This is a genomic window from Pedobacter sp. GSP4, from assembly GCF_051857575.1.
Taxonomy (GTDB): Bacteria; Bacteroidota; Bacteroidia; order Sphingobacteriales; family Sphingobacteriaceae; genus Pedobacter.
Window position 1 is genome coordinate 228,449 of record NZ_JBPZIR010000007.1, and the last position, 15,637, is coordinate 244,085.

At 39.7% G+C, this 15,637-nt stretch carries 9 protein-coding genes and 1 tRNA gene; all 10 read left to right on the forward strand.

Features of this window, described 5'->3' with window-relative positions; translation table 11 throughout:
• The first annotated feature begins 156 nt into the window (after positions 1–156).
• The 10 genes from ACS5PU_RS18220 to ACS5PU_RS18265 all read left to right on the forward strand — a co-directional run bounded on the left by ACS5PU_RS18220 (position 157) and on the right by ACS5PU_RS18265 (position 15,633).
• Positions 157–615 carry a hypothetical protein gene (locus ACS5PU_RS18220; RefSeq protein WP_439460592.1) on the forward strand — a complete coding sequence of 153 codons (459 nt, stop codon included), beginning with the start codon at positions 157–159 and terminating at the stop codon, positions 613–615.
• On the forward strand, positions 612–2,357 hold the full coding sequence (locus tag ACS5PU_RS18225) for a hypothetical protein (RefSeq protein ID WP_439460593.1): 1,746 nt from the start codon (positions 612–614) through the stop codon (positions 2,355–2,357). The genes ACS5PU_RS18220 and ACS5PU_RS18225 overlap by 4 nt, the downstream gene beginning before the upstream one ends.
• Before the next feature lie 66 nt (positions 2,358–2,423).
• Complete coding sequence (locus tag ACS5PU_RS18230) at positions 2,424–2,708, forward strand: SelT/SelW/SelH family protein (protein WP_439460594.1); 285 nt, start codon at positions 2,424–2,426, stop codon at positions 2,706–2,708.
• Positions 2,709–2,824: 116 nt separating this feature from the next.
• Positions 2,825–4,684 (forward strand): ATP-binding protein, encoded by a 1,860-nt coding sequence (locus ACS5PU_RS18235; protein ID WP_439460595.1) that lies wholly within the window; start codon positions 2,825–2,827, stop codon positions 4,682–4,684.
• Positions 4,685–4,795: 111 nt separating this feature from the next.
• A tRNA-Cys gene (locus ACS5PU_RS18240) sits at positions 4,796–4,866 on the forward strand.
• A gap of 164 nt (positions 4,867–5,030) precedes the next feature.
• A complete protein-coding gene (locus tag ACS5PU_RS18245) occupies positions 5,031–6,683 on the forward strand; it encodes an arylsulfatase (RefSeq protein ID WP_439460596.1) in 1,653 nt (550 codons plus the stop codon).
• Positions 6,684–6,859: 176 nt separating this feature from the next.
• The gene (locus ACS5PU_RS18250; RefSeq protein WP_439460597.1) at positions 6,860–10,858 is read left to right on the forward strand and encodes a two-component regulator propeller domain-containing protein; all 3,999 of its coding nucleotides are present in this window, start codon (positions 6,860–6,862) and stop codon (positions 10,856–10,858) included.
• Between the two features lie 141 nt (positions 10,859–10,999).
• Positions 11,000–12,325, forward strand: coding sequence for a BNR repeat-containing protein (locus tag ACS5PU_RS18255; protein WP_439460598.1), 1,326 nt, complete (start codon positions 11,000–11,002; stop codon positions 12,323–12,325).
• Positions 12,326–12,340: 15 nt separating this feature from the next.
• Positions 12,341–14,512, forward strand: a complete 2,172-nt coding sequence (locus ACS5PU_RS18260) for a family 43 glycosylhydrolase (RefSeq protein ID WP_439460599.1) — start codon at positions 12,341–12,343, stop codon at positions 14,510–14,512.
• Positions 14,512–15,633, forward strand: coding sequence for a glycoside hydrolase family 88/105 protein (locus ACS5PU_RS18265; protein WP_439460600.1), 1,122 nt, complete (start codon positions 14,512–14,514; stop codon positions 15,631–15,633). Before ACS5PU_RS18260 ends, ACS5PU_RS18265 begins: the two co-directional genes overlap by 1 nt.
• The last annotated feature ends 4 nt before the right edge of the window (positions 15,634–15,637 follow it).

A 15,637-nucleotide genomic window follows, 5' to 3' on the forward strand; every position in this document is an offset into this window, starting at 1 on the left:
TGTTTTATGACCTATCAGGCACATGATATTGTTTGTGCACTATTTTGAAACGTCGCAAACACTAAACTAAATGGAAATGGTGTTAATATTGCAGCTGGTAATGGAAACGGAATAGGCTTTTGGGAAAGTGGTTCTGCTGGAGCTTATTCAATTTGGATGGGAGATACCAATACTTATGGTGGTAACCTTTCTGGCGATGGGTCCAATGATTATAATATGTATTTTAGAATGACAAGTGTGAATCGAGGCTTTGTATTCAGAACAGGAAGTGGTCAGGATACCCTGCACATTACAAATAATAAATTAACAGTTAATGGATTTATAAATGCATCTGGTGGTTTTTATGATACTTCAGATAAAAGATTAAAAACAGAAACAAATGAAGTATTTGATGCCCGAAATATAAAGGCATATTCCTATTTCAAAAATGACCAGTTAGAAACCGGTTACTATGCACAAGATGTAGAGCCCCTAATGCCACATGCCATTAAACATAATAACAACGGGTTTCTTTCACTAAGTTACACACAGGTTCTGGTGGCCAAAGTAGCCAATTTAGAAGAAGATGTTAAGCGGTTAGAGGAAGAAATTAACGTTTTAAGGCAGGGGATATGAGTTGGAATAGTTTAGCTGGCAATCAAACTGTTTCGGGAAATAATTTGCTGGATGCCATCGGTGCAAATGTGTTTGTTTTAAAACCAAACCAGAGTATACCAAATAGTAATAAAAGCCTCACAAGAGAACAGGTCTCATTATTGATTGAAATATATGATATTCCTACTGATCAAAAACTGGTTTTAAAAAATGAACTTATAGCCAAACCTGTATATACTAATATAAGCGTGCCCGATAGCAGTGCCTTTATGATCTGTAATAATGAGCAGTACATATTTATATCCGAAAAAGATAAACATCGTGTGATTAGGTATCCCATCGCTGGCGGGAAAGGCGTTGTAATTGCCGGTAATGGAAATGCAGGAGCAGGAGATTATCAGCTGAATAGTCCTCTTGGATTGGATATTGTAAATAACTATTTAATGATAGCTGATTCTGGTAATAAAAGAGTTGTTTATTGTAGTGCAGTTGGTACTCCTGGAAATAATTTTTTAACAACCATAATTAACTGCGCAACTACTGAAAATACAACAGGCTTCGATGAGCCGGTACATGTGTCAGGTCAAGTATTTTCAGCTGCTTCCGGTTTACAGTCTTTAGTTTCTTGTAGGTTAATTTCTTCTGGAAGTAATAAACCTGTAACCATTGGAACTGCTAATTTAAACAATGGTGGCTTAACCTTTACCAATAATTTCCCCAATGGTAATTATGATTTTTCGGGCTATGACGATATGTTTATACAGTATACCGACATAGGAACTCTAAGAGCTAACTATGTAACAGCTCAAAGTGGTAATTTTAACTTTTATTATAGATCTTATCGATTTGATAGTGGTCAAACAGATACCTTTAGGATTCAAAATGCAGGATCTGAACCTTATTCGCCATTTGCTTTTTTGTGGGTGCCGTTTAATGTTGGTACAGGCTTTAAAAAATTAATATCTGTTTTTGGAGGGTATTTAAGGGTTCATGTAAATAATGGGACTGGGAATGTAGAAAAAACTTTAAGTATACCATCATGGATGTCTGATATCAAAGGTATGTCTGCTCAAAAATATCCTTCGTTAGATGGTAATGGTTATCCCCGCAAACCTGTATTTATCCTTGCTGGTAACAGAGTTTGCAAATGGATGGATGATGTTTTTACAGAAATCCCTATAGGTATCGAACCAAATTATTATCTTCTGGATTCAAATGCTTATGCAAATTATTCTTCGCCAGTAGATGCCTGCACAATAGAGCCAAACGGAGATGAATATTTTGCCCTATTTACTACAAATGCCTTTGGATATGTTAATATTGGTGATACACTTTACGTGCAATATTCGGGTGCATACCATATCATCAATATAGATTATTCATATATCAGTTATTCTGAATTTGGACAAAAAATATGGATTCGGATTAATCCATATGGAGTAATTACAGAAAAAGGATCATGTTCTTTCTCTAAAAACTTTAGCATTTACCAAACAGGTAGAAGGCTGCTATTAACTGCAGATGATGGTGCGATTGCTAATGACCTGGGTGTAGTGGTAGAATTTACTGTACGAAATAATTCTAATTTTGAATCTCCCACAGATAGTTGTTTCATGCAATTAAGTGCCGGCACTACCTACGTTGAATCTTCAGATATCATAGAGTATCCAAGCGATATTATATCGATAAATTATATATCTTTCACACCGGCTAATAGTTCCGGCTATACAATATATGTAAATGGATATTCAGGAAATGACTAGCCCGTTTAAACTGAACGTACCACTTTAATGTTTATATTGTTTTTTGTACCCTTGTAAAAAATTACAATGGAAAAACCACTGATAAACATAACCTATTGCCCAAAATGTGGCTGGATGCTGCGCTCCGCCTACATGGCCCAAGAGATTTTGACTACATTTACCGAAGAGATAAAGGGTGTAGCTTTATTGCCTAGCGAAACAGCAGGGGTTTTCACCATAAAAGTGGATGAAAAATTAATTTTCGATAGAAAACAGATGCAGCGTTTTCCCGAAATTAAAGAGTTGAAACAGCTTATCCGCGATGAGGTAAACCCTAGCATGCATTTGGGGCATTCGGATGTTAATAAATGAGAATATTGGCAGAATGCTAATAAAAGCTTAGGTATGGCTTAGATAGCATAACTTTGTCAATCCAAAATATCCTTATAATTACAATAATTAAATCACTCCCTGTTTTAATTAAAGTTATGATAAGAAAAATTGTACTGTTTTTACCGCTGCTGCTTTGTTTGAGTTTCATTGGTTATGGTCAATTTCGAGAAATAGGCAAAATTAAGGAATCATTAAAAGGTACTACCGATAGCCTTAGTTATGTAAATGCATTGAACCGATTGGCCATACTCATGTACGAGTATAATATCGATAGCACCTTTTACTTTGGCCGGAAAGCCCGCGAAATTGCCAATAGGCATAATTATACCAAAGGAAAAGCAGATGCCCTCAATAACCTGGGTATTTTTTTTGGCATCAAGGGCGACGTGCAGCTTTCTCTCCGTTATTTTAACGAGGCTTACAACATGTACACAAGTATTGAAGATCAGGGTAACAGTGTTCAAGCCATAATGAATATTGCCATTGCCTATAAAGAAACAGGCAAAAACCATCGGGCACTCAAGTGGTTCGATAGGGCGGTACGGGCCGGAAAAGAATTAAAACAAGATTCTATTATGTCGCTCGTCTACTTTAATTACCTCTTATATTTTCCGCAAAAGCTAAAAAATCAAGATCGGGTTAAATACATGTCCAGAGCAAAAAACATTGCTTTAAAATACAATGATGAGAGAATGATTTTAGCAATGGATAAGCTTGTAGCCGACGAACTTATCGTTAACGGACAGGTTAAAGCCGGTTTGGCATTAGTTAACCAAACCATAGATAGCTCAATCCATAAAAAGTTTTATTACGGTTCAATCGGTATGCTGATCGATATGGGCGATAAGTTTGTTGTAAATGACCCAGCTTTAGCCTTAAATTATTATCAAAGAGCATTAGCTATTGCCGATAAAAATGATTTTCAAGTTTACAGTCAAAATGTATCAAAAAAAATATTCGATTTTTATCTCCTTAAAAAGGATACCGTTTCAGCAGGCATTTATGGCCGCAAACTCGTTTTATTAAGAGAAGAGCAAGAAAAAGTAAATAACCTGTTAAGTATTGATTACTTAGATTATGCCCGCAAAGAACATGAGGTTGATGCCTTAGTGGTCCGCTCAAAGTATCAGGTTATGCTACTCGTTGTTATTACCATAGCTTGCGTGCTGGCTATCGCCATTACAATGGTTATCAGGCAAAACCTTAAGCATACCAAAAAGCTTAACGAAAAGGTAATTGACCAAAATGATAAAATGAAAATAGCACTTAACGCTTTAGAGCAAAGTCAGGCAGATAATACCAATATACTCAAAATTGTAGCTCACGATCTCCGCAGTCCCATTGCAGGTATACATGCATTAAGTGGGTTAATGATCAGTGATGATCACAGGTCGGAAGATGATTTGGAAATGCTTAAAGTCATTAAAGATTCGAGTAAAGATTCGCTTGTATTGGTTAACGAGCTGCTGCAGGCACAGTTTAGAACCGAAACGCTGGATAAAATTCCGGTTAATTTAGCAGAATTGCTGCGGCACTGTGTAGCCCTGTTAAAAAGCAGTGCCGATGCCAAAGCACAACAGATACTTACCGATTTTAAACCCATTGTTGTTTTTGCCAGTGGCGAAAAACTTTGGCGTGTAATGAGCAATTTAATTGCAAATGCCATTAAGTTTAGTCCAAACAACACTACCATTAAAGTAACAATAGAACAATATGGCAACCAGGTGCGTGTTGGAGTGGCCGACGAAGGCATTGGTATACCAGTTGAAATTGAAGATAAAATTTTCGAAATGTTCAGCGATGCGAAACGTGCCGGTACAGGGGGGGAGCAGCCCTTCGGATTGGGTTTGGCAATATCTAAACAGATTATTGCTGCCCACAATGGTAAACTTTGGTTCGAAAGGAAAACTAAGGGCGTTATATTTTTCGTAGAACTTCCCATAAATATCGATTAATCTATTTCCTTATATAAGCAGAATAAAATTATTTAAATAAAGCATAGTAATTCTATAGAAATTATATACATTTGTATTGTTGAAAGCGTTTTAAAGCTTTTGACCATAAATAGTCATGTGGCCGAGTGGTTAGGCAGAGGTCTGCAAAACCTTTTACAGCGGTTCGAACCCGTTCATGACGTCGATTTGAGGTGTTAACTCAAGTAGAAGCTCAATATTAATTGGGCTTCTGTTTTTTATTTAGATAGGGTAATTAATGTGTTACGCTATCGCGGATAATAAAACCTTATGTTTAGATTGGAATAACGGTTAACCCCTACCTATGGTTTTACCATCACCTTTAGCTATGAATAAACGTATATCTATTTTAAGTTGTGCTGCTTTGCTACTTTTTTTCAGCGGCACTTTACCAAAACCTGCTCAAAAAGTAAAGTCTCCTAATATTCTGCTGATTATGGCCGATGATATGGGCTATGCGGATATTGGCTGCTACGGCAGTGAAATTGCAACCCCCAATTTGGATAAGCTTGCCGCAAATGGCATTCGGTTTAGGCAGTTTTATAACAATGCACGCTGTTGCCCTACACGTGCTGCTTTGCTTACCGGTTTGTACCCACATCAGGCAGGTATAGGGCACATGTCCAACGATCCTGAAGATAGTACCAGCTTTAATTACAACCTGCCAGGTTATCAGGGCAGCTTAAATAATAAATGTGTAACCATTGCCGAAGTTTTAAAATCGAAAGGCTACCAAACTTTAATGAGTGGTAAATGGCATGTTGGTTATCATGGCGAGCAGCGTTGGCCGCTACAACGTGGGTTCGATAAATATTATGGCTTACTCGCTGGTGCAACCAATTATTTCAACCCTTCGGGCGGTCGTGGGTTAATGCTCATGAACGATAAAATTCAACCAACAGGTGATAATTTTTATCTTACTGATGCCATTACAGATTATGCAGTTAAATTTCTGGATGAAAACAAAAAAGAAAATAAGTCGCCTTTTTTTATGTATTTGGCCTATACCAGTCCGCACTGGCCATTAAATGCTTTAGAGAATGACGTGAAAAAATACCGCCACCAATACCAAAAAGGGTGGAAAGCACTTCGGCAGGCCCGTTACGAAAAGATGAAAGCATTGGGCGTAATTAAAAGCAATGCACTGCTCAGTGCAGCAGATGGTGCCGATTGGGATCAGTTATCGCCGGCTAAGCAAGATGAAATGGATCACCGGATGGCCCTATATGCCGCACAGATCGACCGCATGGACCAGAACATTGGCCGTGTAATTAAGCAGTTGGAGGCTTCTGGCGAGCTGGATAATACACTCATCTTTTTCCTATCCGATAATGGGGCCTGTGCCGAAGGTGGAGAACTGGGCGGCGGCCTTCCACAAAACCTGGGTACAAAACTGGGCTACCTGCTCAGCTACGGACAATCGTGGGCAAATGCCTCCAATACCCCTTTTAAAAAATTTAAGCACTGGATTAATGAGGGGGGCATTAGTACTCCTTTAATTGTACACTGGCCTAAAGCCATACCGCAGGTCAAGCTTGGAAAATTTACCGATCAGTATGGCTTCTTACCCGATATCATGGCCACCATTGTAGATGTGAGTAAGGCCAAGTATCCTACCAGTTATAAAGGCAATACCATTACACCCTTGCAAGGCAAAAGTTTGTGGCCGGTTATTTCTGGTAAAGAAATTCCCATTCATACTGAGCCCATTTTTTGGGAGCACGAAGGAAATGCTGCAGTTCGCTTGGGCAATTTTAAACTGGTTACTGAGTACGGCTCAGGCCGGCCAACCAAATGGGAGTTATACGATTTAAATAAAGACCGTTCCGAGCTGCACGATCTGGCAGCAGCAATGCCTCAAAAAGTTACCGAATTAACCACAGCTTACCAGAAATGGGCTGCCTATGCTGGGGTTGTATCTTACGATGAAATACTCAAAATTGCTGCACAAAAGAAAAAGGCAGTAAAGGCAGGGATTTAGCGCAAATACCGGATGTAAGTAGGCCCTGTAAGGATTAACATACAGGCTAAAACAGCGGTATATACTTGGGTTTTTAGGAAAATATGTATATTCGTTTCATACCAAGTATATCCCGGTACGGAATTTCTATGCTCCTTATTCGTAAAATTACTGCATGTTTCATACTCTTCATGTGGATGGGCATAAGTATTTGTCTAGCTCAAACACCTGCTGTAACCATTAAGTATTTGGGGGTAGAAAACGGCCTGTCTAACAACGTGGTAAACTCCTTATACCTTGATCGTTTTGGCTTTATGTGGATGGGAACCTACGATGGGCTGAACCGCTACGATGGCTACCATTTTAAGGTTTTTAGAAATGGCTGGGGCGATGAAAATTCGTTAATAAACAACCACATTACTGTACTTAACGGAGATAAGAAAAACAGGATATGGGTAGGTACACAAAAAGGAATTTCTTACTACGACTATGCCGATTCGAAATTTCACCGCTTATTTTATGGAGAAGCAGGCAAAAAAAGTGAAGTAAGTTTCCCCATTACGTCAATCGCAACAGGATCTGATTTATCAGTATATATTGCAACGGATGAAAAAGGGCTTTTTTTGCTAAAAAACAACAGTAAGGAGGCCACCCGTATTGCTTTTGGAAAAAACCTCAATTTTACCGTTAAAGCTTTATGCATCGATGATAAGCAAACCCTATGGCTTTTTATAAAAGATGTTGGCCTTTGCCGGTACAATGCTGCTAAAAACTTAATTTCACTGGTTACTGCAGGGCTGCATTCTGCAACAAGCATTGCGGCAGGTGCCAATCAAACTTTGTGGATAGGAACAGAAAGGGGGCTTTTTCAGTTTGATCAACTGACTGGAAAGTTAACCAAATTTGGTCAGCAACTGGCCAACGAGAATATTATGAACCTATTGCTTGATAAGCAGCAGAAACTTTGGATAGCTACAGATGGCGGTGGTATTACCCTTTATGATACCAAAACTCAGAAAACCAGTTATTTATCTGCAGGTAAAGAAAAAGGAGTGCTCAGCAGTAATTCTGTGGCACAGGTATATGAAGATAACGAATCGCGGAAATGGATTGCTACCTTACGGGGTGGGATAAATATAATCGACCAGCAGAACGACCAGTTTAAAACCATTAAACATGATCCTTTAAAGAGTAATTCGCTGATTAACAACTTCGTGCTTTCTTTTAGTGAAGATGAAAATAAGAATATCTGGATCGGAACCGACGGCGGTGGCTTAAGTGTTTGGAACCGCAAACAGAATACTTTTACCAACTATGCCAAAACCACTAGCCCCAATTCATTAACCAGTAACTTTGTTACCAGTATTTTAAACGATGCCGATCGCAACATCTGGGTGGCCACATTTAGCGGTGGGATTGACCGTTATGATAAAACGAGCGGCAAATTTGTACACTACAGCTGTTACAACACGGTTAAAGGGCTAGATGAAGTTAACCTATGGAAACTTTACCAGGATAGGCAACAGAATATTTGGGCCGGTACCACCAAAGGCGGTGCTTTATACCGCTACAACAAAAGCCTCGATAAATTTGAACTCTTCGATAACAGCCTGAAAGATATCCACACGCTGTTTCAGGATTCGAAAGGCAGGCTTTGGGCCGGAAATTATACCTCATTGATCAAAATTGATCCAGTTGGCAAAAAACATGGCTACACCAAAATCAATTTCCCCATCAGGGCTATCCACGAAGATGCCAAACAGCAGATATGGATTGGTACTGAGGGTGGGGGACTATTGCTCTACAATCCCGAAAGCAAAAAAATAAAGCGCTACATTCAGAGTGATGGCCTGCCGGGCAACTCTATTTTAAACATCCTTCAGGATAAACAGGGCAATTTATGGTGCAGTACCTACAATGGTTTATCCAAGTTTGATGTAAAGAACAATACGTTTAAAAACTATTATGCGAGTGATGGTTTACAGAGCAACCAGTTTAATTACAATGCCGCTTTAAAATTGAGCAATGGCGATTTTTTATTTGGTGGTATTGAAGGTTTTAACCTGTTTTCGCCAGATAGCATTAAAAAAAATAAACGCATACCTAAAATTGTACTTACCGATTTTAGGATCAACAATATTCCATTGGATCAGGATTCGGGCTACAGAAACGTTTCTGTTGTAAATTTAGACCGCATTGCCATTCCTTTCAATTCGGCCGTAATATCAGTTGATTATGCTGCAATTGAATTTTCTTTTCAAGATCAGATTTCTTACGCCTACTACCTCGAAGGTTGGGATAGGGACTGGAACTATGTAAATAAGCTCAGTACCGCCTATTATTCGAGGCTTAACGAAGGCGAATACAAACTGCACATTAAAAGTACCGATACCGAAGGTGCCTGGAGCAACAACGAAAAAGTGGTTGTTATTACCATTTTACCGCCGTGGTACCGCACCTGGTGGGCTTATGCCATTTATATTACGCTTGGCGCATCGCTATTTTATGTTTTCCAAAGCTATCGCAACCGCCAAAGAAGGTTAAAGCATGAGGTAGAGATTACCAACCTTAAAATGGAGCGCGAGAAAGACCTGAACGAGAAAAAACTGAATTTCTTTACCAATATTTCGCACGAATTAAGAACCCCTTTAACATTGATTGTTAATCCGATAAAAGATATCCTGAATAAAAAGGATGCTGGACAGGAAAAGAACGACCTGAATGTGGTGTACCGGAATTCGCGGCGTTTGCTAAGCCTTGTAGATCAGTTGCTGCTCTTTAGAAAAACAGAGAGTGAGAACGATATGCTGAAGATTGTAAGCATTAACCTATATAAATTTACCAACGAAATTTTCCTGTGCTTTAATTATCTGGCCAAAAATAACCACATTAATTATGTTTTCGATTGCGAAGAAGAAGAACTGAACATTTATGCCGATAAAGATAAACTCGAAATCGTGCTGTTTAACCTGCTTTCGAACGCCATGAAATTTACACCTAAAGGCGGTTTTGTTAAATTTAGTGTTAAAACAGCGGGTTTAGGTGTTCAAATTGAGGTGCGCGACAGTGGTCCGGGTATACCGGCTGATGTTGGCGAAAAACTTTTTGATAAGTTTTATAAGGTAATGACCAACGAATCGCTTAAAATGGGTTTTGGAATAGGTCTTTATCTGGCCAAAAACTTTGTAGAACTGCATAAAGGAAAAATTTCTTTCAGTGCCAACCCGGGTATGGGTACCACATTTTTAGTCGATATTCCAATCGGAGAGCCAAATCAGCCACATTATAACAGTGTTTTTCAGAATGAACTCACTTACGTAAACGAACTGATTGCGCAGGAAGAAGAAGTAGAAAATAATGAAGTTGACAATGTGGGCAACCTCGAACTGTTGATTTCTGACCTTCACTCCATCCTTATTGTGGATGACAATCCCGAGATTATCGATTACATTAAACAGATTTTTCAGGATAGTTTTAAAATATACAGGGCCGAAAACGGTTCGGACGGTTTGCGTTTATGTAAAGAATACCTGCCTGATATTGTCATTTCGGATGTAAATATGGATGGTCTTAACGGTATCGAACTGTGCAGGGCCATAAAAGAAGATTCGGCCATGAGCCACATCCCTGTAATTTTGTTAACCGGCGATCCTGGTCCGGAAGTTAAGCTAAAAGGGATAGAGGTTGGTGCATACGATTTTATCAGTAAGCCTTTTGATAAAGACCTTTTTACTGCAAAAATTAATGGTATTATTAAAAACCACACCAATTTGCAGTCTTATTTTTATAACGAAATTACCTTAAAATCCGATACGCATAAAGTATCCCAAGAAGATAAAGGCTTTCTGCAGAAATGCATAACCATTATTGAGGAAAACTTGATGGAAGATAGCTTTAATGTAAAAACATTGGCTTCCGATCTGGGCATGAGCCATTCTAACCTCTATAAAAAGATCAAAACAACCTCTGGCCAATCCATAAATGGCTTTATCCGTTTTATCAGGTTAAGAAAAGCAGCCGAACTGTTAATCAACACCAATTTAAACATTAACGAAGCAGCGTTTAGGGTAGGGATAAATGACAGTAAATATTTCAGGGAGCAGTTTCAAAAACTATTTAAATTAACCCCTTCCGATTTTATCAAGAAGCACCGGAAAAGTTTTCACAAGTACTACAACATTAATGCTACCACATAAAAGTTACGCTAATTTGGGCTTTGAAGCGCATTTATCTTAAAACGCCCCCTGCAAAGTATGATTTAGCCCCCTGTACATAGCTTAAAAATTTCGGTACTTCGGCCTTACCAAATGTAAAAAACTGAGCATCCAAATCATCTAATGCATCTAAAATTCAACAAGCCTATTTTATTAACCGTTTTACTGTTTGCAGTAAAGCTAATCTGCTATGGGCAGGATACGCAGCTCAGTACCATTGCCAATAATGGCTGGTCTAATAATTCCGTTAATGCCGTTATTTTCCGTAAAAATGCATTGGTTACCTTTAAAAATATACAATACGCTGCGTTTTACGATAACGAACAATATGTGGTGCTGGCCAAGCGCAAAACCGGATCGTTGAAATGGGAGACTCAAAAAACAGCATACAAAGGAGACGCAACCGATGCCCACAAATCCATCAGTATTATGGTTGATGGCGATGGTTTTCTGCACTTGGTTTGGGGGCTGCACAACAACAATTTAAACTATGCAAAATCGGTTTCGGCTGGCGCTTTAACGTTGGGTGAAAAATTACCAATGCTTGCCGCAAAAGAAAGTAAAGTAAGCTATCCTGAGTTTTATAAACTTGCCAATGGCGATCTATTGTTTTTGTACCGCGATGGCGGTTCTGGGAACGGAAATCTCATGATTAACCGTTATAACCGCCAAACAAAGAAATGGACACGCATACAAGATGGAATGATTGACGGCGAGGGACAACGGAATGCCTACTGGCAGGTAGCTGTTGATCGGGCCGGTACCATTCACCTCTCTTGGGTTTGGCGCGAAAGTCCGGATGTGGCCAGCAACCACGACTTATGCTACGCCAAATCAGCCGATGGCGGTTTAACCTGGCAAAAATCAACCGGCGAAAAATATGTACTGCCCATTACGTTGGGCAATGCCGAATACACACTTAAAATTCCACAAAAAAGCGAACTGATTAATCAAACCTCTATGTTTGCTGATGCCAATGGAAAGGTATTTATTGCTGGCTATTGGCGCGATGCTGACCAAAAAGTTCCACAATACCATTTGGTTTTTAAAACAGGGAGCGAATGGAAAGTGAGTAACCTTGGTTTCAGAAAAACGGCCTTTAGTTTAAGCGGTGGAGGTACCAAACAGATTCCTATATCAAGGCCTCAGATTATTGTATGGACAAACAAAGTGCACTATGCTGCAGGTTTGCTTTTCCGAGATGCTGAACGTGGAAACAGGGCATCAATTGCCATAAACGATTATCTGGGCTCAGAAAACTGGAAGATAAAAGATTTAACCGAAACCAGCGTGGGCGATTGGGAACCCAGCTACGATACCGAAAGGTGGAAAAACAAAAACATTTTAAGTCTATACCTACAACACGTTACCCAGGTAGATGGCGAGGGTAGGGCCAACCAGGCGGCAACACCGGTACAGGTATTAGACTGGAAACCCAATAATAAATAGCAGATTATCACATCAATGAAACCTCATTTAATTAAATATCATATCGCGCTGTTCATGGTGCTGTTTGCTGTATCAGCAGATGATGTTATGGCGCAAAAGAAGCAGGCTACAGCTGCTGCTAAAGAAAATGTGGCTTATCTTTTTACCTATTTTACAGGAAATTCGAAGGCAGAAGAAGCCATCCGCTTTGCGGTGAGTACAGATGGCTACCGGTATAAAGCTTTGAACGGCAACAATCCGGTAATTTCTTCCGAAAAAATTAGCAGTACAGGCGGTGTGCGCGACCCGCATATATTGCGCGGTGCCGATGGGAAAACATTTTATATGGTGGCTACCGATATGGTTTCGGCAAATGGCTGGAATTCGAATAGGGCCATGGTTCTGCTTAAATCAAATGATCTGATCAATTGGAAATCCAGCATTGTTAATATTCAGAACCGTTTTCCAAACAACGGTAATCTTTTGAGGGTTTGGGCACCACAGACCATTTATGATGCGGTTGCCAAAAAATACATGGTGTACTGGTCTATGAAGCATGGAGATGAGCCCGATAAAATTTACTATGCTTACGCTAATTCCGATTTTACTGATCTTGAAACCGCTCCAAAACAGCTGTTTTTTAGTCCTACAAACGGTTCTTGTATCGATGGCGATATCATTTACGACAAAGGCAAATATAACTTGTTCTTTAAAACAGAAGGCAATGGCAATGGCATTAAAAAAGCAGTTTCTGATCAATTAACAGGAGGCTATGTACTGGAAGACCGGTACCTGCAGCAAACCAAAGAAGCGGTAGAGGGTGCTGGTGTTTTTAAGCTGAACCATAGCAACCAATACATACTGATGTACGATGTGTACATGAAAGGCCGCTATCAATTTACAAGAAGCAGCGATCTCAAAAACTTTAGTGTGGTAGACCAAGAGGTTACCATGGATTTTCACCCTAGGCATGGTACAATTCTGCCCATTAACCAACTGGAATTAAACCGCTTGCTATCCAAATGGTATACGGTAGAATCGGTGCTGAAAAGTGCGAATAACAAAGCTATCAATCAGCATAATATCGTACTGGATAGCCTGAACCAGAAACTTTACCTGCCAGTAAGCTACGGAACAGCGTTAAAGGCTTTCGATCCGCAGTTTAATACCTTTAACCAGATTGAAGTTTTGCCCAAGGGTAAGCTCGATTTTACTAATGGGCCGGTAAAAGTACAGGTTAAAATTCCTGGCCAGCAGCCAAAAACCTTTACGGTAAACGTTGCGGTAGCCAATAATCCAGTTCTAAAAGGTTATTACGCCGATCCCGAAATACTGTATTCCAATAAAACCGCTAAATATTATATCTACCCAACAAGCGATGGCTTTACCAATTGGAGCGGAACTTATTTTAAAACTTTTTCTTCAACCGATCTGGTTAACTGGAAAGATGAAGGTAAAATCTTGGATCTCGAAAAAGATGTATCCTGGGCTAAAAAAAATGCCTGGGCACCAACCATTATCGAACAGAAAATTAACGGGGCCTATAAATACTTCTATTACTTTACGGCTGCCCAAAAAATAGGCGTGGCTGTTGCCGATGACCCAGCTGGCCCGTTTAAGGATGGCGGCCATGCTTTGATTTCTACGAAGCCAAAAGGTATTAAAGGTGGTCAGGAAATTGATCCCGATGTATTTAACGATCCTAAAACCAATAAAAACTACCTCTACTGGGGCAATGGTTACATGGCAGTTGCGCCCTTAAATGAGGATATGGTTACGATAGATACCAATGGCATTAAAATTATTACCCCAAATAATGGTTTTAGAGAAGGGACAGAGGTTTTTTACAGAAACAACAAATATTATTTCCTGTGGTCTGAAGACGATACCCGAAGCGAAAATTACCGGGTGAGATATGGTTTTTCTGATTCGCCCACGGGTAAGATCACCATTCCCGAAAACAATTTAATTTTAGCCAAAGACGCAGCTCAGGGCATTTACGGAACCGGGCACAATAGTGTAATCAAAATAAATGGAAAAGATGAATGGTATATGGTTTATCATCGTTTTACAAGGCCAGAAGGCATTTTGATGGGACGCGCTGCTGGCTACAACCGCGAAGTTTGCATCGACAAAATGGAATTCAATGCAGATGGAACAATTAAACCGGTAATACCAACCATAAATGGCATTAAACCAATACAGTAATGAATTTAAAATTATATAGCCTCATTGCCCTGCTGCTTTTTGCAAATTTTGCGGTACATGCACAAAAACAAACTGATGTGCTTGAAGCGCTTAACCGTGCAAACGCCTATTGGCAAAACAACAATAAAGCCCAGGTGCGTGCTTTTTGGGACCATGCTGCCTATCACACTGGTAATATGGAGCTTTTTGCACTTACCCAAAACCAAACTTACCGTAAATATTCAGAAGATTGGGCCGAGTATAACCAATGGATGGGCGCAAAATCGACCGATAAAACCAAATGGAAATACAAATATGGCGAAACAGATGAGTATGTGCTGTTTGGCGATTGGCAGATCTGTTTCCAAACGTATATCGATCTGTATCACCTTAAACCCGAACCCTATAAAATTGCGAGGGCCAAAGAGGTAATGCAGTACGAAATGAGTACGCCCAATAACGATTACTGGTGGTGGGCCGATGGTTTGTATATGGTAATGCCTGTTATGACCAAGCTTTACAAACTAACCGGAGATAAACAGTATTCGGATAAACTGTACGAGTATTTTATGTATGCCAACAGCATAATGTACGATAAAGATGAAAAACTGTACTACCGCGATGCCAAATATGTTTATCCCCAGCATAAAAGTGTAAATGGCAAAAAAGACTTTTGGGCAAGGGGCGATGGTTGGGTATTTGCAGGCCTGGCCAAAGTTTTGAAAGATTTACCCCTTAACGATCCGCACCGTAATGAATATCTTACCAAGTATAAAAATATGGCTAAGGCAATTGTAAAAAGTCAGCAGGTAGAAGGGTATTGGACAAGGAGCATGCTCGATCCACATCATGCACCAGGGCCCGAAACAAGCGGTACAGCCTTTTTTACCTATGGTTTACTCTGGGGCATTAACAATGGTTATTTAAAAGAAAAAACCTATTTGCCAGCAGCACAAAAAGGTTGGCAATACCTCAGTCAAACGGCATTGCAGGCCAACGGAAAATTGGGTTACGTACAGCCCATAGGGGAGAAAGCTATTCCCGGGCAGGTGGTTGATGCCAACTCGACAGCAAATTTTGGCGTTGGTGCATTTTTACTTGCCGGTTCCGAAATGTACCGTTACTTATCACACAAAAACTAATATC